This window comes from Ciceribacter sichuanensis, assembly GCF_024055605.1.
Classification (GTDB): Bacteria; Pseudomonadota; Alphaproteobacteria; order Rhizobiales; family Rhizobiaceae; genus Allorhizobium; species Allorhizobium sichuanense.
This window is the reverse complement of record NZ_JAMXLX010000016.1, coordinates 14,399-36,181: the sequence shown is the minus strand read 5'-3', so window position 1 is coordinate 36,181 and position 21,783 is coordinate 14,399. Positions and strand designations below refer to the sequence as shown.

The 21,783-nt window shown below is 58.9% G+C and carries 17 protein-coding genes and 5 pseudogenes; 15 read left to right on the top strand and 7 right to left on the bottom strand.

The window, feature by feature from the left end:
• Nucleotides 1-201: 201 nt before the first annotated feature.
• From NBH21_RS25525 to NBH21_RS25500, 6 genes are all read left to right on the top strand, one after another.
• Entirely contained in the window at nucleotides 202-858 is a 657-nt protein-coding gene (locus tag NBH21_RS25525) for a hydrolase (RefSeq protein WP_250914800.1), read from the top strand.
• Nucleotides 859-926: 68 nt separating this feature from the next.
• A complete protein-coding gene (locus NBH21_RS25520) occupies nucleotides 927-1,205 on the top strand; it encodes a XapX domain-containing protein (RefSeq protein ID WP_250914801.1) in 279 nt (92 codons plus the stop codon).
• A 260-nt stretch (nucleotides 1,206-1,465) separates the two neighbouring features.
• Entirely contained in the window at nucleotides 1,466-2,506 is a 1,041-nt protein-coding gene (locus NBH21_RS25515; RefSeq protein WP_250914802.1) for an MBL fold metallo-hydrolase, read from the top strand.
• A 288-nt stretch (nucleotides 2,507-2,794) separates the two neighbouring features.
• Entirely contained in the window at nucleotides 2,795-3,652 is an 858-nt protein-coding gene (locus NBH21_RS25510) for an MBL fold metallo-hydrolase (protein ID WP_250914803.1), read from the top strand.
• Entirely contained in the window at nucleotides 3,649-4,863 is a 1,215-nt protein-coding gene (locus tag NBH21_RS25505; RefSeq protein WP_250914804.1) for an MFS transporter, read from the top strand. Before NBH21_RS25510 ends, NBH21_RS25505 begins: the two co-directional genes overlap by 4 nt.
• Before the next feature lie 150 nt (nucleotides 4,864-5,013).
• Complete coding sequence (locus NBH21_RS25500) at nucleotides 5,014-5,415, top strand: response regulator (protein WP_342452038.1); 402 nt, start codon at nucleotides 5,014-5,016, stop codon at nucleotides 5,413-5,415.
• 4 nt (nucleotides 5,416-5,419) lie between these two features.
• Here the strand turns inward: NBH21_RS25500 and NBH21_RS26200 are convergent, their stop codons facing one another.
• Entirely contained in the window at nucleotides 5,420-6,961 is a 1,542-nt protein-coding gene (locus tag NBH21_RS26200) for a sensor histidine kinase (RefSeq protein WP_250914805.1), read from the bottom strand.
• A gap of 165 nt (nucleotides 6,962-7,126) precedes the next feature.
• On the opposite strand from NBH21_RS26200, the gene NBH21_RS25490 reads away from it, so the two are divergent.
• Nucleotides 7,127-7,699, top strand: coding sequence for an AraC family transcriptional regulator (locus NBH21_RS25490; RefSeq protein WP_250914806.1), 573 nt, complete (start codon nucleotides 7,127-7,129; stop codon nucleotides 7,697-7,699).
• An 85-nt stretch (nucleotides 7,700-7,784) separates the two neighbouring features.
• Here NBH21_RS25490 and NBH21_RS25485 read toward each other — a convergent pair whose 3' ends face one another.
• Entirely contained in the window at nucleotides 7,785-8,957 is a 1,173-nt protein-coding gene (locus NBH21_RS25485) for an MFS transporter (RefSeq protein WP_250914807.1), read from the bottom strand.
• Between the two features lie 104 nt (nucleotides 8,958-9,061).
• Here NBH21_RS25485 and NBH21_RS25480 point away from each other — a divergent pair, with 104 nt between their 5' ends.
• Nucleotides 9,062-9,922 (top strand): LysR family transcriptional regulator, encoded by an 861-nt coding sequence (locus NBH21_RS25480; RefSeq protein WP_250914808.1) that lies wholly within the window; start codon nucleotides 9,062-9,064, stop codon nucleotides 9,920-9,922.
• 153 nt (nucleotides 9,923-10,075) lie between these two features.
• On the top strand, nucleotides 10,076-10,354 hold the full coding sequence (locus tag NBH21_RS25475) for a hypothetical protein (protein ID WP_250914809.1): 279 nt from the start codon (nucleotides 10,076-10,078) through the stop codon (nucleotides 10,352-10,354).
• Between the two features lie 224 nt (nucleotides 10,355-10,578).
• Here the strand turns inward: NBH21_RS25475 and NBH21_RS25470 are convergent.
• A pseudogene (locus NBH21_RS25470) lies at nucleotides 10,579-11,296 on the bottom strand (IS6 family transposase).
• A 225-nt stretch (nucleotides 11,297-11,521) separates the two neighbouring features.
• On the opposite strand from NBH21_RS25470, the gene NBH21_RS25465 reads away from it, so the two are divergent.
• Genes NBH21_RS25465 through NBH21_RS25455 form a run of 3 tightly spaced genes read left to right on the top strand, consistent with a single transcriptional unit; the run spans nucleotide 11,522 to nucleotide 15,538 of the window.
• On the top strand, nucleotides 11,522-12,820 hold the full coding sequence (locus tag NBH21_RS25465; protein WP_250914810.1) for a c-type cytochrome: 1,299 nt from the start codon (nucleotides 11,522-11,524) through the stop codon (nucleotides 12,818-12,820).
• On the top strand, nucleotides 12,817-13,287 hold the full coding sequence (locus NBH21_RS25460; RefSeq protein ID WP_250914811.1) for a (2Fe-2S)-binding protein: 471 nt from the start codon (nucleotides 12,817-12,819) through the stop codon (nucleotides 13,285-13,287). The genes NBH21_RS25465 and NBH21_RS25460 overlap by 4 nt, the downstream gene beginning before the upstream one ends.
• Before the next feature lie 4 nt (nucleotides 13,288-13,291).
• The gene (locus NBH21_RS25455; protein WP_250914812.1) at nucleotides 13,292-15,538 is read left to right on the top strand and encodes a molybdopterin cofactor-binding domain-containing protein; all 2,247 of its coding nucleotides are present in this window, start codon (nucleotides 13,292-13,294) and stop codon (nucleotides 15,536-15,538) included.
• A 149-nt stretch (nucleotides 15,539-15,687) separates the two neighbouring features.
• On the opposite strand, the pseudogene NBH21_RS25450 reads toward NBH21_RS25455, so the two are convergent.
• Nucleotides 15,688-16,263, bottom strand: a pseudogene (locus tag NBH21_RS25450) (IS6 family transposase); the annotation flags it as partial.
• Between the two features lie 176 nt (nucleotides 16,264-16,439).
• Here NBH21_RS25450 and NBH21_RS25445 point away from each other — a divergent pair.
• Complete coding sequence (locus NBH21_RS25445; RefSeq protein ID WP_250914813.1) at nucleotides 16,440-17,876, top strand: IS1182 family transposase; 1,437 nt, start codon at nucleotides 16,440-16,442, stop codon at nucleotides 17,874-17,876.
• Between the two features lie 143 nt (nucleotides 17,877-18,019).
• Here the strand turns inward: NBH21_RS25445 and NBH21_RS25440 are convergent.
• Nucleotides 18,020-18,205 (bottom strand): annotated as a pseudogene (locus tag NBH21_RS25440) (IS6 family transposase); the annotation flags it as partial.
• An 82-nt stretch (nucleotides 18,206-18,287) separates the two neighbouring features.
• Here NBH21_RS25440 and NBH21_RS25435 point away from each other — a divergent pair.
• A pseudogene (locus tag NBH21_RS25435) lies at nucleotides 18,288-18,545 on the top strand (SMC-Scp complex subunit ScpB); the annotation flags it as partial.
• Nucleotides 18,546-18,889: 344 nt separating this feature from the next.
• Here NBH21_RS25435 and NBH21_RS25430 read toward each other — a convergent pair.
• Together NBH21_RS25430 and NBH21_RS25425 are read right to left on the bottom strand one after the other, a co-directional pair.
• Nucleotides 18,890-20,086 carry an MFS transporter gene (locus NBH21_RS25430; RefSeq protein WP_250914814.1) on the bottom strand — a complete coding sequence of 399 codons (1,197 nt, stop codon included), beginning with the start codon at nucleotides 20,084-20,086 and terminating at the stop codon, nucleotides 18,890-18,892.
• 79 nt (nucleotides 20,087-20,165) lie between these two features.
• Nucleotides 20,166-21,281: pseudogene (locus NBH21_RS25425) on the bottom strand (IS3 family transposase).
• A gap of 135 nt (nucleotides 21,282-21,416) precedes the next feature.
• On the opposite strand from NBH21_RS25425, the gene NBH21_RS25420 reads away from it, so the two are divergent.
• On the top strand, nucleotides 21,417-21,674 hold the full coding sequence (locus tag NBH21_RS25420; RefSeq protein ID WP_250914815.1) for a LuxR C-terminal-related transcriptional regulator: 258 nt from the start codon (nucleotides 21,417-21,419) through the stop codon (nucleotides 21,672-21,674).
• Nucleotides 21,675-21,783 lie beyond the last annotated feature (109 nt).

Below are 21,783 nucleotides of genomic sequence, written 5' to 3'. Positions count from 1 at the left end.
GAGCCACCCATACGATCGGCCGATCATGTGAAGTGACAGGCGGGGAATGGGCAACACGCCCCTCATTTCTCGCCGCCGGCGCAATCATGGTCAAGCTCGCCATAGGATCATCCAAACCACCCCTGTATGCGACAAGAAGGCTCTGCCGTTCTGAAACATGCTGTCCCCATCAACTGCGCATCAACTAGAGGGGCAACATCCATGACCGTACATGCAACGCCGACGCCCGGCTCGAAGCTTCTGACGCCGAAGGACCACACGCTAATCATGATCGATTTCCAGTCGCAGATGGCTTTTGCGACCAAGAGCATCGATGCAATCAACCTGCGAAACAATGCCGCTCTCGTGGCAAACGCTGCCAAGGGATTCGGCGTATCCACGATCCTGACGACCGTGGCGGAAAAAAGCTTCTCCGGTCCGATGTTCAACGAGATCACGGATGCCTTTCCGGGCCAGACGCTCTTCGATCGCACGTCGATGAACACCTGGGAGGACGCCGCGGTCATCGACGAGGTCAACCGCATCGGCAAGAAGCGCATCGTGCTCAGCGGCCTGTGGACGGGCGTATGCATCGTTGGTCCTGCCCTCTCGGCTATCGAGCAGGGTTTTGAAGTGTACGTTCTGGCAGATGCCTGCGGCGACGTCAGCGACGAGGCCCACAACCGCGCGATGGATCGCATGGTCCAGGCCGGCGCCCAGCCCATGACATCGCTCCAATACATGCTCGAACTGCAGCGCGATTGGGCGCGTACCGAGACCTATGACATGACGACCGGTGTCGCGAAGAAGTTTGGCGGGGCCTATGGCCTCGGCATCATCTACGCCAAGACGATGTTCAACGCCTCCGAAAGCCACTGAGGTCAAGTCGGCGCGTCGCTCCGTTCGAATGAATGGAGCGTGCTTCCGGATCGGAAGGGGGTAAGCCCATGAAAATATACCCGCTGTCTCTTGGTGCAGGCCTGCTCGTCGGCATCGTCTACAGCCTCCTGAATGTGCGCTCTCCTGCGCCGCCTGTCGTCGCGCTCGTCGGGCTCCTTGGCATCCTGGTCGGTGAACAGATCATTCCATTGGCCCGCACGCTGTGGAGCAAGGAGCCGGCTGCCGTTTCCTGGCTCTATCAAATCAAGCCGCATGTGTTCGGCCATCTTCCCGGTGGTGCCGATCATGCCGATTTGCCGTCCAAGGCGGGCAAGACCGACACCTGAAACCTTGATTTTGATTTCGACGACGCGAGCGGGATCGTCTCCCTCTCGCGTCGCATTGCCTGTATGGGGTTGAAGTCGCGCGGACACCCATACCCGCTGGTTCGCACCAGTCGCCAGTTCATGCGGAAGGGCCGATTGCGATCGCCGGGGCCATTGCCCGGCCAGTCTTTCACCGTCGTTTGGGCCAAACATCAGACTGACGTGCAAGAGTTGAGACCGACGGACGGGTAACGCTTGTCTCCCAAGCATGGAGAGAGCACATGTCTTCAAAATCAAGACGCCCGTCACGACAACGCCTTACGGCAATAGCCGCAGCCCTGTCGCTGGCCGCTGCCATCGTCATCGATCTCGCCCCGTCACCGGCATCGGCCGCCGCACCCATGGTCGGCACCCAGGCTCCCGGCTTCCACCGAATGATCCTCGGCGCCTTCGAAATTACCGTATTGTCGGATGGAACACATCCGTTTCCCGTCCATAAGGTTCTCACCAAAGTGGTCGGCGATAAAGGCGCAATCCCACTGGATCAGGCTTCACCCGGCGAGGCCGACGCGCTGCTGGCCGAAAGCAAGCTCGCCGTTCCGGTCGCCGGATCGATCAACGCCTTCCTGATCAATACCGGTTCGAAGCTTATCCTGATCGATAGTGGGGCGGGCTCTCTGTATGGAGATTGCTGCGGACATCTCATCGATAATCTCAAAAGCGCCGGCTATGAGCCCGATCAGGTCGATGAGATCTATCTGACCCATCTGCATGCCGACCATGTCGGTGGGATCGCCCCCAACGGCGCCATGGCGTTCAGGAATGCCATCATCCGGGTCAGCCAGGTCGATGCGGATTATTGGCTGAACGACAAGAACGAACAGGCGGCCCCCAAGCTGCTGAACTCGATGTTCGAGGGGGACAAGGCGTCACTCAAACCTTACATCGACGCCGGCAGGTTCAAGCCCTTCGCCTATGGCCAGCAACTCTTCCCTGGCATCACGCCCATCGCAAGCCCCGGCCACACCCCCGGCCATAGCTTCTTCATGGTCGAGAGCCGGGGCCAGCAGATGCTGATGTGGGGCGATGTCGTTCACGTCGCCGCGGTTCAGTTTCCAAACCCATCCGTAACCCTGGCTTACGACAGCGACGCTGAAATGGCCGAGAACGAAAGAGAGGCCATATTCTCCGATGCTGCTCGCAAGGGCTACTGGATAGGTGCAGCGCACATTTCCTTCCCTGGTGTTGGACACGTCAGCGCGTCGCAGGGACAATTCTATTGGATACCGGCGAATTACGAAGCTTCGCCGGGAAAGAACTAAACCGTCTCCCTGGAGGATGCGGCCGACCGGCTCCGCATCCTCCCAAACAGTCAGCTGTCCACTGCTCCGCCTGCTGGCGAAGCACGCCCCCTGGGACGGTGCCGACCTGACGGCGGCGCTGCCGGGAATGGATATCGCTCCCTATTTTCCCGATAATGAATTGAAATTATTGAGTAAAATCCCACCGGAACACCCGTTTAAAAATGAACGGATATTTTTCATTTATGTCAGTTCCAAAACATCTTCGATAGGCCGACATGTCTTCCATCAAACAAACGGAGTTGGCAAATGACCCAGTCTGAGTTTCATAGTTTCCGTCACGGCGAATTTGACATCACCGTGCTTTCGGATGGTCCCATCGTTTTGAACGGAGAACTATTCGCGCCCGAGGCCAATGAGGATGAGAGGGCTGATATCGTCTCCCGGCTGAAGGGCCAGGACAACAGCGCCCATGCGCAATCGAACATTCCCCTGATCGTTTATAACGAGCAGGTCATTCTGGTGGACGTCGGGGCCGGAAGGCGCTTCCAGCCCACCGAGGGGATGCTCGAGGAGAATCTGGAACGCGTCGGCGTTCGCGCGGAAGACGTGACGATCGTGCTGATATCGCACGCTCATCCGGACCATATCTGGGGCCTTCTGCGAGACGATGGCAGCCTTCGCTTCCCGAAGGCGAAATACTTCGTCGGGAAAGCGGAGTGGGAGTTCTGGATGGGTGAGGCAGCCTCGGCTCTGCCTGCCGAAGTACAGCCCTTCGTCGAAGGCGCTCGCCGCGATCTGTCTGCGGTACAAGATTGCGTGAACCTGATCGAAGACGGCGCCGAGATCGTTCCTGGCATGCATGTTCTGGCCACTCCCGGCCACACCCCCGGCCATTTGTCCGCCGTGATCGAGGGGGACATTCCGCTAATCATCACCGTGGACGCTGCCTCAAGCGAAATCGTCTCGTTTGAACATCCGGATTGGAGCTTTGGATTCGACATGGATCCCGCCCGGGCAAAAATGACGCGCCGTACCCTGCTGGATCGGGCGGCTGCACAAGATGCGAAACTCCTCGGGTTCCATTGGAGCTACCCGGGTGTCGGCCGCATCAAAAAAGCCGGCGCAGCATATGATTTCATCAGCGCGGCTGGAGAAAAATCATGACACGCAGGGTTTTAGGCCGTCAGGCGAGCTTCCTGGCCGCCGCCGCGATCGTCGCCCATACCATCTGGACAAGCGCTGCTCCCGCCTTGAGCTATCCGCTGTATGCCCAGCAATGGCATCTGACCACGTTTACAACGACGGCGATATTCGCGGTCTATCCTGTTTTCGTCGTCCTCGTCCTGGTGCTGTTCGGAAATCTCTCCGATTATATCGGCCGTCGGGAAGCCATGGTGGCGGGACTTACGTTCTCGGCGTTGGGATCGTTGATATTCGCCGTCGCGCCCGACGTCGACTGGATCTTCTTCGGCCGCGCCTTCATGGGTGTCGGCGTGGGGCTCTCTGCCGGTCCTTCAGCGGCAGCCGTGGTCGAGTTCAGTCCACCGCACAGGGTCGGGCAGGCCGGCAGCGTGACTGCGGCGGCTCAGGGGCTTGGCATGGTGGGAGCCGCGCTGATCGGCGGTGCACTCATCCAGTATGCTCCGCTGCCGCTCAGGCTCAACTTCGCAGTGTTGACCGTCGTCCTTGCGGCCCTGATCGTGTTGACCTGGTTTCTGCCCAATCACACAGCGTCAAGGGCAGCAGGACACTGGAGACCGCGACTGCCGGCGATCCCGAATGGTGTTTTCGCGGTCTTCGTCGCATCGACTGCCGCCGTGACCGGGTCATATGTTCTCGGTGCAATGACGCTGTCGCTCGGTGCTCAAGTGGCGCGCGACGTCGTTGCATCCTCCAATGCATTGGTCAACGGCGGAACGATTGCGCTGTTTGCCCTGGCTTCCACGCTGGCAACCATTCCGGCCCGGAAGCTCGCCGCCAGCAGGGTCATTCTTTCGGGCGGGTTGGCGGCGATCGCGTCATCCGCGCTGCTTGCGCTGGCGGCAGTGGAACATTCGCTCGGCCTTTATATGGTGGCCCAGGCTGGCGCCGGGATCGCGTATAGCTGGCTGCTGCTGGGAGGGCTTTCGCTGATCAACGCACATTTGCCCATCACACACAGGGCGGCAACGCTCTCCGCCCTTTTTCTGGTCGCCTACCTCGCCCAGGCGGTCGTGGCCCTGTCCCTTGGCAGGATCGCAACCGTCTATGGTCTCTCGACCGCGGTTGATATCGGCGTTGGAACGATCGCCGTGCTTGCGGCGGTAACGCTGCTTCTGGATCTGGTAAGACAAAAAACCGGACCTTTGCGGTCTCGGCATCGGCAGCAGCGGTGACCCGTCACGGCGGCATCCCCCGCCGCCGTAACCATCGCGAAATCCGCTGATTGGCAAGCCGTTCGGTCCGGGGCCAATACGGCAATACGTAGGGATGATTGACGTTCGCTGCCGAAACTCTAAATTTCGTCTCCAGGCATCAGTTGATCGGTGCAATTGGAGACGCCGGTGCCTTCGAATTCACTCATCGGAATTGTGGATGATGACGCGGACATTCCCCTCGCCATAAGCAGTCTTGTCAGATCGCCAGACTACAGGGCGGAATGCTTCCATTCTGCGGAGCAGCTCCTTGAGCGCTCCAACCTTGACGACTTTTTTTGTATAATTAGTGACATCCATATGCCGTCGATGGACGGAATCGCACTGATGAACGCCCTTGGCGACCTTGACCGCGATCTTCCCGTGATCCTCATGACCGGCCGAACGGAGCCGGATCTGGAACAGAAGGCCTATGCAGGCGGCGCGATCTCGGTCGTGGCCAAGCCGTTTTCGTTCGAGGAGCTCTGCATCAATCTCGATAAGGCTGGCAATCATCGTCGCGGCAACTTGTAACCCGTCACCCCACGACTGAGCCGGATGTCGCCACGGTCGACGGAGCGTCCGGGGCAACAGGTAGCGTGAAGCTGAACCGGGCGCCGAGATATTGCGACGATTGCAATTCGATCTCACTGCCGTGGGCCTCGACGATAGAGCGGCAGATAGCCAGCCCCATTCCGATGCCGGTTGTCTTGGTCGTGTAGAAGCTCTCGAACAATCGTTCCCGCACCTTCGGATCCACCCCCGGGCCGCTGTCTTCCACTTCGATTGTCACGCGATCCTGGTTTTCACGGGCCCGGATGGAAAGCGTTCTATTCCAGGCCTGGCCATCCGACATTGCCTGGGCTGCATTGGTTACCAGATTGACGATAACCTGAAGGATCTGTGTCCGGTCGATCCAGACGCGGGGCAGGTCAGGCGATATTTCTAGACGCAGGCCGCTCTGCCTGCGGTTCAGATCCGAACGGAGGATCAAGACGGTTTCGTCGATCAGCGCCGCAACTTCGACCGCGGTGCGTTCCGATGCGGAATTGCTCGCCAACCCCATCAATGCCGATATGATGTTTCCCGCTCTCCGGCCGCTGTTTATGATGCGTTCAAGAATCGTCCGCACTTCGTCCAGATCAGGTTGCGCATGATTGAGCCAGCGAAGACCCGCTTCAGCACTCGTGACGATTGATCCCAGTGGCTGGTTTACCTCATGAGCGATGGAAGCGGTCATCTCACCCAGTATCGATATCCTTGCCGCATGGACCGGATCGCCCTGAATATCCCCGTTCGCTTTCTCCCTGCCACGGTTATGCTCGAGCTTCGTTATGCCGATCATCACCTGGTCCTCCCCGGTAGCGTCGGTGTCGTTCCATCCGGCGATATGGGCTGGGAAATCCTCTCCGTCAGCGGTCTTGAGGATGCCCTCGATCACGAAGCTCTCGCCATGGAGAAGCGAAACGAGCCCTTTTGCAAAGGGCTTCTGCAACTTCTCGGGAATGATATGGGACACGCGCTCCGGCATTCCCTTTCCCTCAAGGGCAAGGATCGACCGAGCCGCATTATTGACGCCAAGGATATCCACGCTGTTGGTCAAGGCACAGACGGACGCGTTGTCGTAAGAGCGCTCTCCATTCACCGCGATATGTCTGTCGGCGGCCAGCGCTCTCGTCTTTCGAAGGTCCAGCTCGATCATTGCCAGCGGAGCCAGGGAGAAAGCTCCATGCGACAGAATTCTACTCTTCATCTCCAAATCCCGGGAAGTACGATGGCGACGGTTTTGTGATCCATCGCCGAACAAATTGTGCTGAAGAACTGCGTATCGCGAGAGCGCGAAGGATAATATGAACTTGGTTTCTTGAGCCCCCAACACGTCCGGAAGCCGTTTTCGGACTGTAGCTTTTCCGGCCGGTTGTTGGAAGGCTGCTCCGGCGGTTGGCCATGGGTGCGCTGCGCATCCAAATCCGCTGCCTTTACCGCCAGAAGCCTTTCGAAGAAACCGGACAAATTCTGCCAAAGCATTGTTAATGCAGCGATTTTTCAGCGAAGCGAATGCGTCTTCTTGTGGATTCACCGAGTTCTCCCGGCCAGTCCGTCTCGGCCGGCAATAATACCAAGATATGATCGACTACGACTGATGTGTTGGAAAATACAATGATTGTACGATTTCGAAGGAGCATCGATCTGGCGAGAATGACCCCATCAGCAATCGCTTTTTCAGGTCATTAGGAGATGGATGATGCCTCTCAGTGCCACCGTTTTTTCCCCCCGCGACCCATTGGTTAATTTTAGCAATCTCACCGTCGAGGTTTCGACTGAAGTTTCTCATCTTGTCATGCACGCGATCACCCTGGTCGACAGCGATGAGTCGATCGCAATTGATTTGATCCGGAAGGCGTCAATCCTGCTTCGGCCGCACGCAGGCGCCGCAAACGACGTGCGCCGGCGCTCGACGACAGGAGGTCTTGCGCCGTGGCAGGTGAACCGCGTCAGGAAGCACATCGAGGAGAACCTGTCGGAGCCGATATCGCTCGATGAACTCGCGCAGTTGGTCCGTCTGAGCACCAGCTATTTCTCGGCAGCCTTCAAGGTGAGCTTTGAGATGTCGCCCCACAATTACATTCTCAGCCGCCGCGTTGAACACGCCAAGTACAGAATGGCGAACAGCAACGCCTCTCTAAGCGAGATCGCACTGGATTGCGGCCTTTCCGACCAGGCTCACCTGTCCCGCATTTTCCGCCGGGCTACCGGAACGACCCCCAGCGCCTGGCGCAGATTCAGTGTCAGTCATGAAGCCCTGCATGAAGCATGACGGCCGTCGGGCCGGGCTTCCTTCCGCCGCCCTTCCTCTGGATGGGCGGCGAAAACACATGCGCGAATGATCGGCAAGGCTGCAATCAATCGCGATATGGGCGGATCTGAAGTACGACAGCGATCGCGCTTGAAAGCCCGCCAGAAGCGGCAAGTGCGATCCAGCCCGCATGGGTCCAGACTGTTATCGCCGCAGCCGATCCAATGGCACCGCCAAAGAACATAGACCCCATAAGGACGGTGTTGAGACGAGCCCGCGCCTCAGGTTTCAGAGAGTAGACCAGGGCCTGATTGGATACCAATGCGCTCTGCATTCCGAAGTCCAGCACGATCACCCCGATAACGAGGCCGGCAAGAGTGGGCGATACGGCAAAGAGCACCCATGACAACAGGGAAATGATGGCTCCGAGCCGGACCACGACCGCAGGTCCCCTCCTGTCCGACACGCGTCCGGCGATCGGGGCCGCGATCACGCCGACCGCACCGACAATACCGAACAATCCGGCAGTCTCCGCGCCAAGACCGAGATCAGGCTGGGCGAGACGGAACGGCAGAGCTGTCCAGAACGCAGAAAAGCCCGCGAAGATCAGCGCTTGCGTCACCGCAGCCCGGCGCAGTTCCGGAAGCTCCATCCAGAGCGAGCCAATCGATGAAATCAGCTTCCGGTAAGGCATCGACACGGTCGGCGGCACGGGGGGCAGGATACTCCACATCCCAATGGCACCGACAAGCGCAACCGGGACGGCGATCACGTACATCTCGCGCCAGCCAAGGCTGGTGCCGACATAACCCGCAACGGTTCGACTGAGCAGAATGCCGCCCAACACACCGGACAGCAAGGTGCCCACGGTCGCGCCACGTTTCTCGGGCGTTGCAAGATGCGCGGCGAACGGAACGATTTGCTGCGCCACGGTCGAGGAGATGCCGACAAGAGCCGAGGCTGCGACGATCACGGCCGTGCTGCTGGCGTAGGCGACACCGAGAAGAGCGATGGCCAGCGCGACGAACTGGCCGACAATCAGGAGCTTGCGCTCGACAACGTCTCCGAGGGGAACCAGGAGGAACAGGCCCAAGGCATATCCAAGCTGGGTCACAGGCGAGATGAGGCTTGATGCAATCGGGAGATCTTTCCCAATCAACGTCAGCATCGGCTGATTGTAATAGATGTTGGCGACCGCCGCGCCGGCGCCGAGCGCCATGACGAGGGTCAGTGGCGTCGTCATTCTCGGCAGCGCCGTTGTTTGATAGTGGATGGTCATTTCGACGTCCTTGATGATTGATTGTCGAGAATATCGGGCTGACGTCCTTGTCCCGCAATCGAAGACAATGCACAGTGTCCGTACGTTTTTGAACGGGGCTGATCATGGAATGGAGCGACGTCAGAATTTTCCTCGCGGTGGCGAGACAGGGCACGCTGGGTGCGGCCGGTCGATCTTTGCGCCTTAGCCATCCCACCATCAGCCGCCGCCTGAGAGCCCTGGAAGAAGCAACCGGCCAGACATTGTTCCAGCGCACCAGCGAGGGCTATGTCCTCACGGAAGAGGGGTCGGCGGTTCTTTCCATCGCCGAGCACATGGAAGAGAGTGCGCTGGCCATCGAAAGGCGGCTGGCCGGAAACGTTCAGAAACTCGAAGGCATGCTTCGGATCTCCTCGCCCGATTGGTTCGGAGCCTGGGTTCTGCCCCCAGTCATCGCCGAGTTCGCGAGGGTGCACACCCACGTCGAAATGGAGATCCTCACCGGAACACGGCTATTCAGCCTTGCACAAAGGGAAGCCGACGTCGCGTTTCGCATCTCGCCGTTTACCGAAGCCGACGTCGTCCAGCGCAAACTCATCGAAATGCCCTACGGCGTTTATGCCGCCGCCAGCAGGCCACCGCCTCGGGCGGGCGACGGGCAGGGATGCGGCCTCGTGACCATGGACACCTCACTCGGCGCCTTTCCGGATATCGACTGGCTGAAATCGAAGTTGCCACAAGCCAAGGTGATCGTAAGGTCGAACAACCGAAACGTTCAGGCCCAGATGAGCTGTGCGGGGGTCGGCATCGCTGTGCTGCCCAGGCCGGTGGGAGATCAACAGGCGAACCTTCAGCGCATCGATCTGGGAGAGGATCCTCCCGCCCGAGACATCTGGATGGGCTATCATCGCGATATTCGCAGATCGGCCCGGCTACGGGCATTCGTTGATCTTGCGATCGAGCGATTGTCGAAAGATCGCCCATAGCCCGCAGGCATGAATTTCCGTGTCCGGTCGCTAAAAGACGAAGCTCCACCACGCAATCGATTTTTACAATACGCTTCCCATCATCCTCGCTACCTTGGGCCATCGACAAGGAGGCGAGACCCGTTGCCATTCAGAGCGGACCCAATTGCACTGATGAGAGCCGTTGCCCTGCTGATGGAGCAGCAGGCTACGGGGAAGTCTGACGGGAAGGCAAACCGCGTTTTGGAAATCGAGAACCTCCTGAAAGGGTCTGCGCCCGAACCCGTTGAGATCTACCTCGATCAATTCGGGCTGATGGAGACCCTCGACTGTCTGGCGACGGTACCCGACATATTAGGGCTGGATTGGGACGAGGCGCACCGTCGAATTGTATTGATCGAACAACTGATCAAAAAACTTGCGTCCCCCACTGGAAAAATATTCGATAGTTAGGGTTTCGAAAGCCTTGCGCCCCGGAAGCGCAGGTTTGACGCTCGATGCCCGATTGGCGGCATCGCTTTACCTTGCAACCAAATCCAGGCCGCGGGGGATGTTATCTTTCGTAAGCGATGTTCCCAGGTCACGGTTTGACGCTGGCCTGGGTCTAACCGATACCAGGCGATGGTTGCGTCGCCTTAACCGATCTGTGGGCGCGCTGTTGCCTTCCTACTCAGACGTCATGGGCTGACGGACATGGTGATCTGGCGCGATGTTGCGCAGGCGAGGGAGCGAAGCTGGCGGTGATCTGCGGCATTCAGCTGTTTGCGGTGAAGAAGGAAGAGATTGGCAATCTGGCTGTGAGTTGAGACGAACCGCTGGCATTGTCGCGCCGACTTGAAGCGCATCATACGCCTCTCTCGTCTTCGTACGGGAAGATGCGAATTCTCAGCACGGTTGTTCAAGCCTTTGTGCGATCGATGCTCGACACCCGGCATCAGTTCGGTCTTTGCCGCAGAATAGGACCGCAGCTTGTCGGTGACCATCACGCGCGGGGCGATACCCTGGCCTTTCAGCAGCTTTCTCATCAGCCGTAAGGCTGCTCGCTTGTTTCTTCGGCTTTGCAGCAGGGCATCGAGGACGTAGCCATTGGCATCAACGGCCTGCCAGAGGCAGTATTTTTTGCCCTTGATGGAGACAGCCATCTCATCAAACTGCCACTTGTCGGCAAAGTTGCCTTGCGAGCGCCGCCGGAGCTGATGAGCGAATTTGAGGCCGAACTTGGCTGCCCATTCCGAGACCGTCTGGAAGGAAACCTCAATGCCGCGTTCGGCCAACAAGTCTTCGACATCGCGAAAGCTGAGCGGAAACCGGTAGTACAGCCAGACCGCATGGCGATGAGATGATCTCGCCGGGGAAGCGGTGGCGATGATAACGGGGCGGCGGCTCTCTGGTCATGCCCACCAAATAGCAACTCGATCAGCAAAATTCCTTAAGGCGACGCCACCATCGCAGGAGGTGTTCGGCGCCTCCCGCTAGACATGATGAAAATGGAAATCACGTCTATCCGAATGCATGGCTGCGCTTTGCAGGAAGAATGTCCAAAACTCACGACGTTGTGCAATACGCGCCTGAAAGTTGTGCGTATGCCGAGGTCATTTCCACGTCACGCGAGGCGAAGAGATGCATCCGAGCAAACGACTTCTTTGGGGTGGAGCGGCCGTGCTCTGTGCCGCCGGCGCCCTGGGTCTCGGTTTCGCCGCATGGCTGGTTTATGAGCCGGAAATCCCCGCAATCCCACGCCCCGTGGCCTCCTCGTTCTCTCCGGAACAGATCCAGCGGGGCGAGCAGTTGGCGACCGTTGGAGATTGCATTGTCTGCCACACGGCCGATAAGGGGCAACCATTCGCCGGGTCGCGGCCTCTGCCGACGCCATTCGGCACCCTGTACTCCACCAACATCACCCCCGATGAAAAGACAGGCATCGGTAATTGGTCGGCCGAAGCGTTTCGGCGAGCTGTCAAGCAAGGTGTCGGCCGCGACGGCACTCATCTCTATCCCGCTCTGCCCTATGAACACTTCATCAAGGTGAAGGACGATGACGTCGATGCGATCTACGCCTTCCTGATGTCGCGCGAGGCCGTTGCGGAAGTGGCACCGGAAAACCGGCTTCTCCCGGGTCTCGGCTTTCGCCAATCGCTCGCTGGCTGGAAGCTGCTGTTCCTGCATGGTGGTCCGCCGCAGGAAGATGCGGCTCAATCGCCGGCCTGGAACCGGGGCAGATATCTCGTTGACGGGCTGGCGCATTGCGGCGCCTGCCATACGCCTCGCAATCTTCTCGGCGGCGAGAGATGGAACCAGCTGTTTGCCGGAGGTATCGCCGAGGGCTGGAATGCCGCGCCCCTGAATGCAAGCAATCCCTCCGCCGCACGGTGGAACGTCGACACGCTGACCGAATACCTTGCGACCGGAACGAGTTCGGCTCACAGCACTGCGGCTGGGCCGATGGGCCCTGTAACCGAGGGCCTGTCGAGACTGAACGAACAGGATGTCACAGCGATTGCGACCTATATCGATGCGATCATGCATCCAGCCGGGGTTCGACCCGCGCCGTCGCAGGACATGGCGATCGACAATGCCGACGCCTCATCACGGCACGGCGGGGCGGATGAATTCTTTCGCGGTGCCTGCGCAGGCTGTCACGAGCCGAAAAGTCCCATGGCTATCCGGGGAAGACCGCTGTTGTCCGCGACCTCGGACCTGAATTCCGACGACCCCCGCAATTCAATTCAGGCCGTCTTGCAGGGTATCAAGGCGCCGGTGGGGAGCAACGCGCCCTACATGCCCGCGTTCACGGACAACCTCACCGACACCCAGGTCGCTGATCTATTGGCCTACACCCGCTCTCGTTTCACGTCGAAGGCTCCATGGCAGGACCTCGAGAAGAGCGTGCGTGAGATCAGGAAGGAGAACCAGGAATGACCCTATCCATTGTCGTAAACGGGCAGCCACGCAAGATCGAGTCGAGCCCGGACACGCCGTTGCTCTACGTCCTGCGCGATGAGTTGGAACTCAACGGCGCGAAGTATGGTTGCGGATTGGGCCAATGCGGCGCCTGCACCGTACATATTAACGGCACTGCGGTCTTTTCCTGTCTGACGCCTGTCGGCGCGATCGGGGACCGGCCGGTGCGCACCCTCGAAGGGCTGGGAACGATCGACGCGCCCGGCGTGCTGCAGAAGGCGTTTCAAGACGAGCAGGCTGCCCAGTGCGGCTACTGTATCGCGGGCATGATCATGCGCGCACAATCGCTGCTGGATAGGAATCCGCGGCCGACCGATGAGGAAATTCGAACGCATATGCAGCCCAATCTCTGCCGATGCGGAACCCATGTGCGGATCCTGCGCGCAGTCCGGCGCGCGAGCGACGAATTGGTGAAGCAGGGGTGATGTCATGAACAATCGACTTACAAGGCGCTCGTTCCTTGCTGCAAGCGGGATCGCGGTGGCGTTCTCGATCACCCGTCCCGCCTTGGCGCAACTGACTGGAGGCGGAGAGGGCGGCCCCGGACCGACCGCCCTCGCGCCCGACCTGCCCGGGAGCCTGAAATCCTCGCCGTTCCTCGATTCCTGGATCCAGATCGATGAGCAGGGCAGGGCGACCGTCTATACCGGCAAGGCAGAACTGGGCCAAGGGATACGAACCGCGCTGACACAGGTGGCAGCGGAGGAACTCGATCTCAGCCCATCCGACCTTCACCTTGTGACGGTGGACACCCTGCGAACGCCCGACGAAGGTCTGACGGCAGGCAGCCACTCGATGCAGGACAGTGGAACCGCAATTCGAAACGCCGCCGCAAACGTGCGAATGCTGCTTTTGCAGCAAGCCTCGATCAGGCTTGGAACGCCGCTTGAGGAGTTGGAAACCGATGGCAAGGGTTCGATCCTCACGAAGGAGGGGCGCCGCGTCGGTTATGGCGAAATTGCGGGGGCCCTGGACCTCCATGTTGAAGCGATCGCGAACGCGCCGCTTCGGCAGACATCCGAATTCAGGACGATGGGACGCAATCTGCCACGCCTCGATATCCCGGCCAAAACGACGGGAGGGGCCGCCTTCATTCACGACATGCGGTTGCCGGGCATGCTTCATGCGAGAGTGCTGCGGGGGCCAAGCGAGGGCACGCGCCTTCGACTCCCGCCAGCCCATGAAATCGAGGCGATGACCGGTGTCGCCAAATTCGTCCAGAACGGAGATTTCGCCGCCATTCTTGCCGAGAAGGAATGGGATGCGATCAAGCTGATGCGCAAATTGCAGGCCTCCGAATTCGAACCGTCGGCAAAACCATTTCCAAACGGTTCAGTCTCGGACACGCTGAAATCGCTTCCCGCAAGGGACATCGTCATTCTCGATACGGCCAATGCGGTGGCCAATCCGGTCAGGGCGGTCAGACAAAGCTATTCCCGCCACTGGATCAGTCATGGCTCGATTGGACCCTCATGCGCCGTTGCGTGGCTCAAGGATGACCTGCTGACGATCTGGACGCATAGCCAGGGGACCTACGATGTCCGCCGCGTGGCCGCGCAGCTTCTCAACCGGCCAATCGACAAGATCCGTGCAATCCATGTGGAAGGTGCGGGATGTTACGGGCAAAACGGTGCCGATGACGTCGCGGCCGAAGCCGCTTTCCTGGCCATGGCCGTACCGGGGCGACCGGTGCGCCTGCAGTGGATGAGAGAGCAGGAGTTTGGCTGGGAGCCGCTGGGCCCGGGCATGGTGACGGAGGTGGACGCCGCTCTCGATGACACCAACCGCATCGTCCGGTGGAATTACGGGGTGTGGAGCAACCCGCACAACAACAGGCCGGTTGGCGCGGGAGGCGTCCTGGTTGGAAACGAGGTGGTGCCGCCATTCGAAATGCCCGAGGGCAAGCCTATCCCGATGCCGGAAGGCGACGGCAGTCGCAATTCGAACCCGCTCTACGACCTTCCCAACATGAACGTGATCTATCACTTCATAAAGGACATGCCCATCCGCGTTTCGGCATTGCGCTCTCTTGGCGCGCATCTCAACGTCTTCTCGATCGAAAGCACCTTTGATGAACTGGCGTCTGCCGGCAAAATCGATCCGCTCGAATTGCGGCTGAACCACATGCGCGACGATCGCGCTCGCGGTGTGATGCAAACCGCAGCGGACAAGTTCGGCTGGAAGGAGCGCGAGAAATCCAAGCCCCTGCACGGGTTCGGGATGGCGTTTGCAAGATACAAGAACCTCGGCGCGTATTGCGCGGTGTTCATGGAGATCAGTGTCAATCGGGATACCGGCATGATCGCCGTGGAAAGAGTGAATGCCGCAATCGATTGTGGCGAGGTGGTTTCGCCGAACGGCGTGATCAACCAAGCCGAGGGTGCGATCCTGCAATCACTCAGCTGGTGCGTGCATGAAGCTTCGTTGAACGACGGAAAAATCCGGACAACCTTCGATTGGAGCGCTTACCCCATTCTGAGGTTCCTCGAAGTTCCACAGCGGGTTGATGTCGCCGTCATCCCGCAGCCGGGAAAACCGTTCCTTGGTGTCGCGGAGTGCGGGCAGGGGCCGACCTCCGCTGCTCTCGCCAACGCTCTGGCGGATGCCACCGGCATACGTTTCACTGACATGCCATTGACCCCGGCAAAGGTGCGAAAGGCTATCGTAACGCGTTGAGCGTCACTGGCATTGCTGCGCCCCTGTCGAACCTTCTTCGATTGAGGCCCACAAAGCGCATCAGTCCCCCCCTGTTCGCATGGTCAGCCAGGAGGGGCCTGTCGCAAACCCTTCAGTAGGTTGAACCTAGCCTGTGATCGTCATGATTTTCACGCTTTGTTAACCTTTTGAAGTCCGAAGAGGTACGCGAGGAGTTCATTCTGGTGGTTGACGCTCCAATTGCCGGAAAAGCCAAAACCTTTCCGCAACCAGAGCATTGCTTCGAAACCGGCAATGCTTCGCCGGGCCGTCTTGAACGATTGGAAGCCGCCGATCTTCGGCATGTTCTTCTTTACTCGAAAGTGGTCGCTTTCGATGCCTTGCTGGAGATGCTTGGTAACGTAGTGCACTGGGTCGGGACGCAAGAGCCAATCATCGACGGCTGTTTTGATCGTTGAGGGGAAGGTATTTGCGCCGTCGGTACCGATCTTGCCCGGCGACAGCAGGGGCTCGTGCTTGAGCATCTTGCGGAAGAACCTCTTGGCGGCATCCAGGTCACGTTTTGCGGTCAGAAGGAAATCCACCGGATTTCCATGCTTATCTATGGCGCGGTACAGGTAGCGCCACTTGCCGCGGATCTTGACGTAGGTTTCGTCAGTGCGAACCGAACCGCAATGGGGGCTGCGGAACTGGCGCTACCGTTTCTCGATCATCGGCGCGCAGGCAAGGACCCATCGGTTGACGACCTGTGAAGAAATCGCCTTTAGCCCCCTTTCGTGCTATGTTTGGGAGTGTGATTTGGGGAGGTTTTGGCATGAATGACACCCCTGACGCCCGGCTATCCGGTGGAGTTTTTGATACCCCTGCAGGCGACCCGGCCCTTCGACTGATCTACGCCGATCGTCGACAGTTGTGCTAGACGATGCTGGATGTTGAGCTTCTGGTTGGGCCCGATGATTCCGTTCGCGCGATCTGGGAACTAGTCGGCCGCCTCGATCTTTCGGCGTTCGCATCGCGTGTCGGGTCGTTTGAAGGCACCGCTGGTCGCCCGGCCTATGACCCCGCGCTCCTGGTTTCGCTATGGATCTACGCTTATAGTCGTGGGATCGGCTCTGCTCGAGAGATCGAACGGCGCTTGGCGTTTGATCCTGGGTTTCGGTGGCTCGCAGGGCTAATGATCATCAATCATCACACCTTGTCGGATTTTCGGGTTGCGCATCATTCGGCCCTGGATCTCCTGTTCACACAATTGCTTGCCGCATTGAGTGCTGAGGGATTGATTTCATTGGAGGCCGCCACACTGGACGGAACCAAGATCGCAGCGCAGGCGGGATCAGGTACGTTCCGGAAGGAGGATCAACTCGTTAAACATCTAGCGTTCGCAAAGGAACATCTTTCCTCAATGGGGGATCCAAGAGAAGGCGGGGCGACCTCTCGTCACGAAGCCGCCCAGGCGCGAGCCCGCCGGGAGCGGGTGGAACGGTTGGAGCAGGCACTCGATAACGTTCGACAGATTAGCGCTGATAAGCCTGCAGGCTACGGGAACTCACATAAGCGCCAGATCGGCGCCAGTTCGAGCGATCCGCAATCGCGGATCATGCGGCACGGCGATGGTCACTATGCCTTGAGCTACAATGTCCAGATAGTGACTGACACCAGCCACGGAATTGCCATTGGCGTGGACATTGGGCAAACAGCGCCCGACTACGGATATCTGCCGGCTGCAATGCGGCAGATTGAAGAGCGCTTGGGCGAATTGCCTGACAGATTGTTGGTGGATGCAGGTTATACAAGTCGACAGAACGTTCTGATGGCGCACGACATGAATGTGGAGCTTGCCGGACCTTGGGTTCAAACCGATGGTCGGGTGAAGCAGCGGTTCCAGCGCGCCGGCGTTACAGAAGCCTTCTTGCCCGAGCAGTTCCGGTACGATCCGAGCTCCGACGTTTATGTTTGTCCGGAAGGAAAATACCTTACGGCCCGCCACAGCCATTCTGCACGTCCAGGCAGAAAGATGACGCGCTACCAAGCAAACCAAAACGATTGCTGGTCCTGCCCCAGCAGGCAACAATGCTGCTCGAGTAACAAGCGATATGGACGATCAATCGTCGTCACGCAGGAAGACCCAGTCGTCAGTTCTTTCCGAGAACGTCAGACGACGGCCGAGGCACGTGGTCTGATGCGTGAACGGGCAAGGGTGGGAGAATTCGTGAATGCCTGGCTGAAGGACAAGCTTGGCCTGCGGCGTTTCCGTGTACGGGTCCTTCAAAGGACGCGGACGGAAGCCCTATGGGCCATCCTCGCCTATAACGTTCGGCAATGGATCAGGCTCCGCTGGAAGCCAAGTCTGGCAATGTAGGGGGGGAAATCCAGGCCATAGGCCGTCTGCAAAGCTCCCCAAAACCATTCAAATTGACATTCGGCTCTTTCCCGACGTTGAAGCGGGCCGTCGAGGTCATCCTCAGCCTGTCCAAGCTGATCGGCGCGATTTCTTCACAGGTCGTTGATCGTGCTGTGATCCACCTCGAAGCCGCGCTCTCGGAACATCTCTTCCAAGTTGCGATAGCTCAGCGGATAACGCAAGTACCAGGCAACGGCCTGAACAATGAGCCACGCCTCGAAATGCCGTCCCTTGAAGTCGTCCTTCGATTGGCGCTGCAACTTCTCGGCAATGGCATTCAGAATCATCGGTACGCTCCATAATTCGGGAGCAGGAATTTCTCCACTGATGGTCAACAGGCCACCAATTACGAAATTTGCGACAGGCCCGTCCAAGATCTTCGGCAAAGAAGTCAGCCGCGATGTGATCGCTACGCTACGCGGCGCCGGCTTCATTGCATCCGGGCCGCGCAGCCCAACACCGGGCGCGCCCTATACCTATGTGACAACACCACACTTTCTCTCGTCATTCGGCATGGAGACGCTACGCGACCTGCCAAACATCGAAGCGCTTGAGGACGCGGGTTTGCTGAGCCGAAGGGAAGTCGCCGTGGAAGCTCAGCCTCAAGGCGATTCAGAAGAAGAATAGCTTTCGGTGAATTACTGGTGGCTCGTCTTTTGAGGATAAGGGTGGTGTGGTTGCATTTGCCGACGACGAGATCATCCTTCGTCTTGATGACAGCGGCCAAGGAGGCCGCCTCTTCAGGATGGCCGTGTTCTGAGCTTAGAATAGCGGTGTCCAGCGGCAAAACGCCGACACTATTTTCGTTTGGCCTCTTGGGATCTAATGCTTGGCTTTGCCTTGCACTGCTTGTGGAAGGGGCCAGAACAAGAACTGTTCCCCCAGACACGCCAAGGTCGAACGAACCGTGAACATTCCAGTTTGCGGCGCCTGTAGTTTATAGTTCCAACATTGCCGGCGACGCTGCTCTATCACGGGTTTGTCGCGGCAGATCTCCATGCAAGAACCGCAACCAAACACACTATTGCAAGCAGGGTTGTTGCTGCCAGAAACGGAACCTGGGGCGATACGCGGTGGAGGCCAGCGCCGGCGATTGGCCCGATTGCCTGCCCCAGCCCTTGTGCCAAGACGTTGACACCGGCAACTTTGCCTTGGGTGCCAACTCCGGCCCGCAAGCTGAGCGAAGCGAGATTGCCGGTCAGCATCAGACCCAGACCGATGCCGAGCAGGATCAACGTGGCGAAAATCGCAGAATAGGTGGTCACGAAGGTGCAGATCAGCATAGCAATGACCGCCGTGATCGCTCCGACCCCCAGCAATCGAGTGGCCTTCCAACGGAAGACGCGAACCGCGCATGCCTGCACCACGATCATGGCAAGCGCCGTCGCCATCAGCGCTGCGCCTCCGCGGGCGATCGACTCCTCAACCTTGAAGCCTAGCGAATCCTGCAAGCGGAGCGCCGTCACCTGTTGCAGGATGCTGTAGGCAGAAATCGACGCAAGCGTGATCGCCAGGAACGGCCATATCTGGCCAAGCGGCAGGCGGGCATCTGAAATCGTCATTGACGCCGTGCGGACAGGTTCCTTGACTAGGAGCATGCTCAACAGTGCAATGGCGGCCAGCATCGCGATGACGGCGAAAGCCAGAGCCGGATTGCCTGCTGCAACTCGCCAGGCGAGCGCTGCCCCGGCGATAGCGCCAACACCAATAGCTGCTCCGAGGGTGCCCATGCCACCTGCACGTTGCGCTGGAGTGGTAATGTCGGCCATGTAGGCTTGCGCTGCGGGCAAGATGCCGCTGGTGACCAAGGTTTGAGTTGCGCGGACGAGGGCTATCAATATAAGTGCCACGAAACCGCTCAAAACACCTGACAGTCGAAAATAAACTATTACTCCAAATCCCATGGAGCCCAACGTGGCGCCAGCAAGAGCCGTCAACAGAACTGGACGGCGTCCGACACGTTCACTGAGGTAGCCCCATGCAGGTGCTGATACCATTATCAGCAAAGCAGACAGGCTGAGTATGCCACCGATATGGAGGTCCGCGAAGCCCAGACGCCGGCCCAGCGGAGGAAGGACGACAAGCAGGAAGGATTGCCCGGTGGTAAAGACCGCCAGGCTTAGAAAGAGTGCCGCTTGTGTCCTGAATGTTTGAGATTCAACGTTCAAAGTTCCCCCAGCGAGCGTTTTTCCGTGGTCTGTTATTCAGAACCGTTGAATAGCCCCGAGTTTCGTAGACACCCTCGGGTTAGATTTTCTGCTGCTTCTCGAACTCAACGGGCGACAGCATCCCGTTCCTGACGTGCTTGCGTTTTGGGTTATAGAACATTTCGATGTAGTCGAACACGTCCGCGCGGGCTTCATCGCGTGAGCGATAGACATTGCGGCGTATCCGCTCTCGCTTCAGAAGATTGAAGAAGCTCTCGGCCACGGCGTTGTCGTGGCAATTGCCTCGTCGGCTCATCGAATGAGCCAGATTGTGGTGCTTGAGGAATGAAGCCCAGTCCATGCTGGTGAACTGCGAGCCCTGGTCCGAATGGATCAGCACCTGATCCCTTGGCTTGCGCCGCCACACGGCCATGAGCAGGGCCTGCAACACGACGTCCGTGGTCTGGCGGCTCTGCAGTGCCCAACCGATCACCCGGCGAGAATAGAGATCAATGACGACTGCGAGATAGGCGAAGCCCTCACAGGTCCGGATATAGGTAATATCCGTGACCCAGGCTCTGTCCGCAGCCTCGACGTCGAACTGCCGGTCGAGTGTGTTGTCCACCACAACGGAAGGCCTGCCGCCGTAGATGCCGGGACGGCGCTTGTAGCCGATCTCAGCCTTGATCCCGGCAAGGCGGGTCAGACGCGCAACCCGGTTCGGGCAGCATATCTCGCCCTGGTCGAGAAGGTCGTCTTGAAGCTTCCGATAGCCGTAGACCTTGCCGCTCTCCTCCCATGACTTCCGCAAAAGGTCGGTCTGTCGCCTATCCTCGATGCCTCGCCTGCTCAGCGGAGCTTTGAGCCATGCATAGAAGCCGCTGGGATGAATATGCAGGCAATGGCACCGAGAATTGCCGTCGATGCTCGGCGACGAAGGCGTACTTCACTTTGCATCCTTGGCGAAGTACGCGGCCGCTTTTTTTAAGATGTCGCGCTCCTCGGTGACGCGAGCCAGTTCCTTCTTGAGCCGCCTGATCTCATCGGCCTCGTCGCTGCCCTTGGCATTCGTCGTGCCGAACTTCTTCTTCCATTCGTAAAGAGAATGCTGGCTCACGCCGAGCCGCTGTGAAACCTCTGCAACCGGATAGCCTCGTTCCGTGATCTGCCGCACCGCGTCACGCTTAAAATCGTCGCTGAAATTGCCTTTGCCCATCTAGGCCTCCTGCCTCAAATTTAAGGGGAGAAGGCGTCTACAAATCTAGGGGCTATTCAATCCGCTGAGAGCGGCGGTGCAAAATTAGTCCACGGTAGTGGCGAGATCATCTGGACACGGGCGCGCCGGCGCACGTTGACGCCCGCCGACCCTTTTCACCTGATGGTCTGGACCTTCGAGCATTTGCGGGACCGTCCGCCGAGTTCGGCGGTGCTGACCGCAAAGGAGCGTGAGGTGGCGCGCTATATCGTCGACGGCCATACCAGCAAGGAAATCGCCCAGTCGCTCGGCATTTCTCCGCGCACCGTCGAGATCCGTCGCGGCGCGATCATGAAGAAACTCAGCGTCGGTAATGCCGCAGAACTGGTTGCGCGGATGATCGTCGAACGTTGACCTTCCTTCTTTCGGACGTAGATGCCACTCAACCGTCCGGAAACCGGACGCCCTAATCTGGGTATGCGGTGCCGCAGTCAGCGGACGTCAAAAATAATGAAATTTTTTC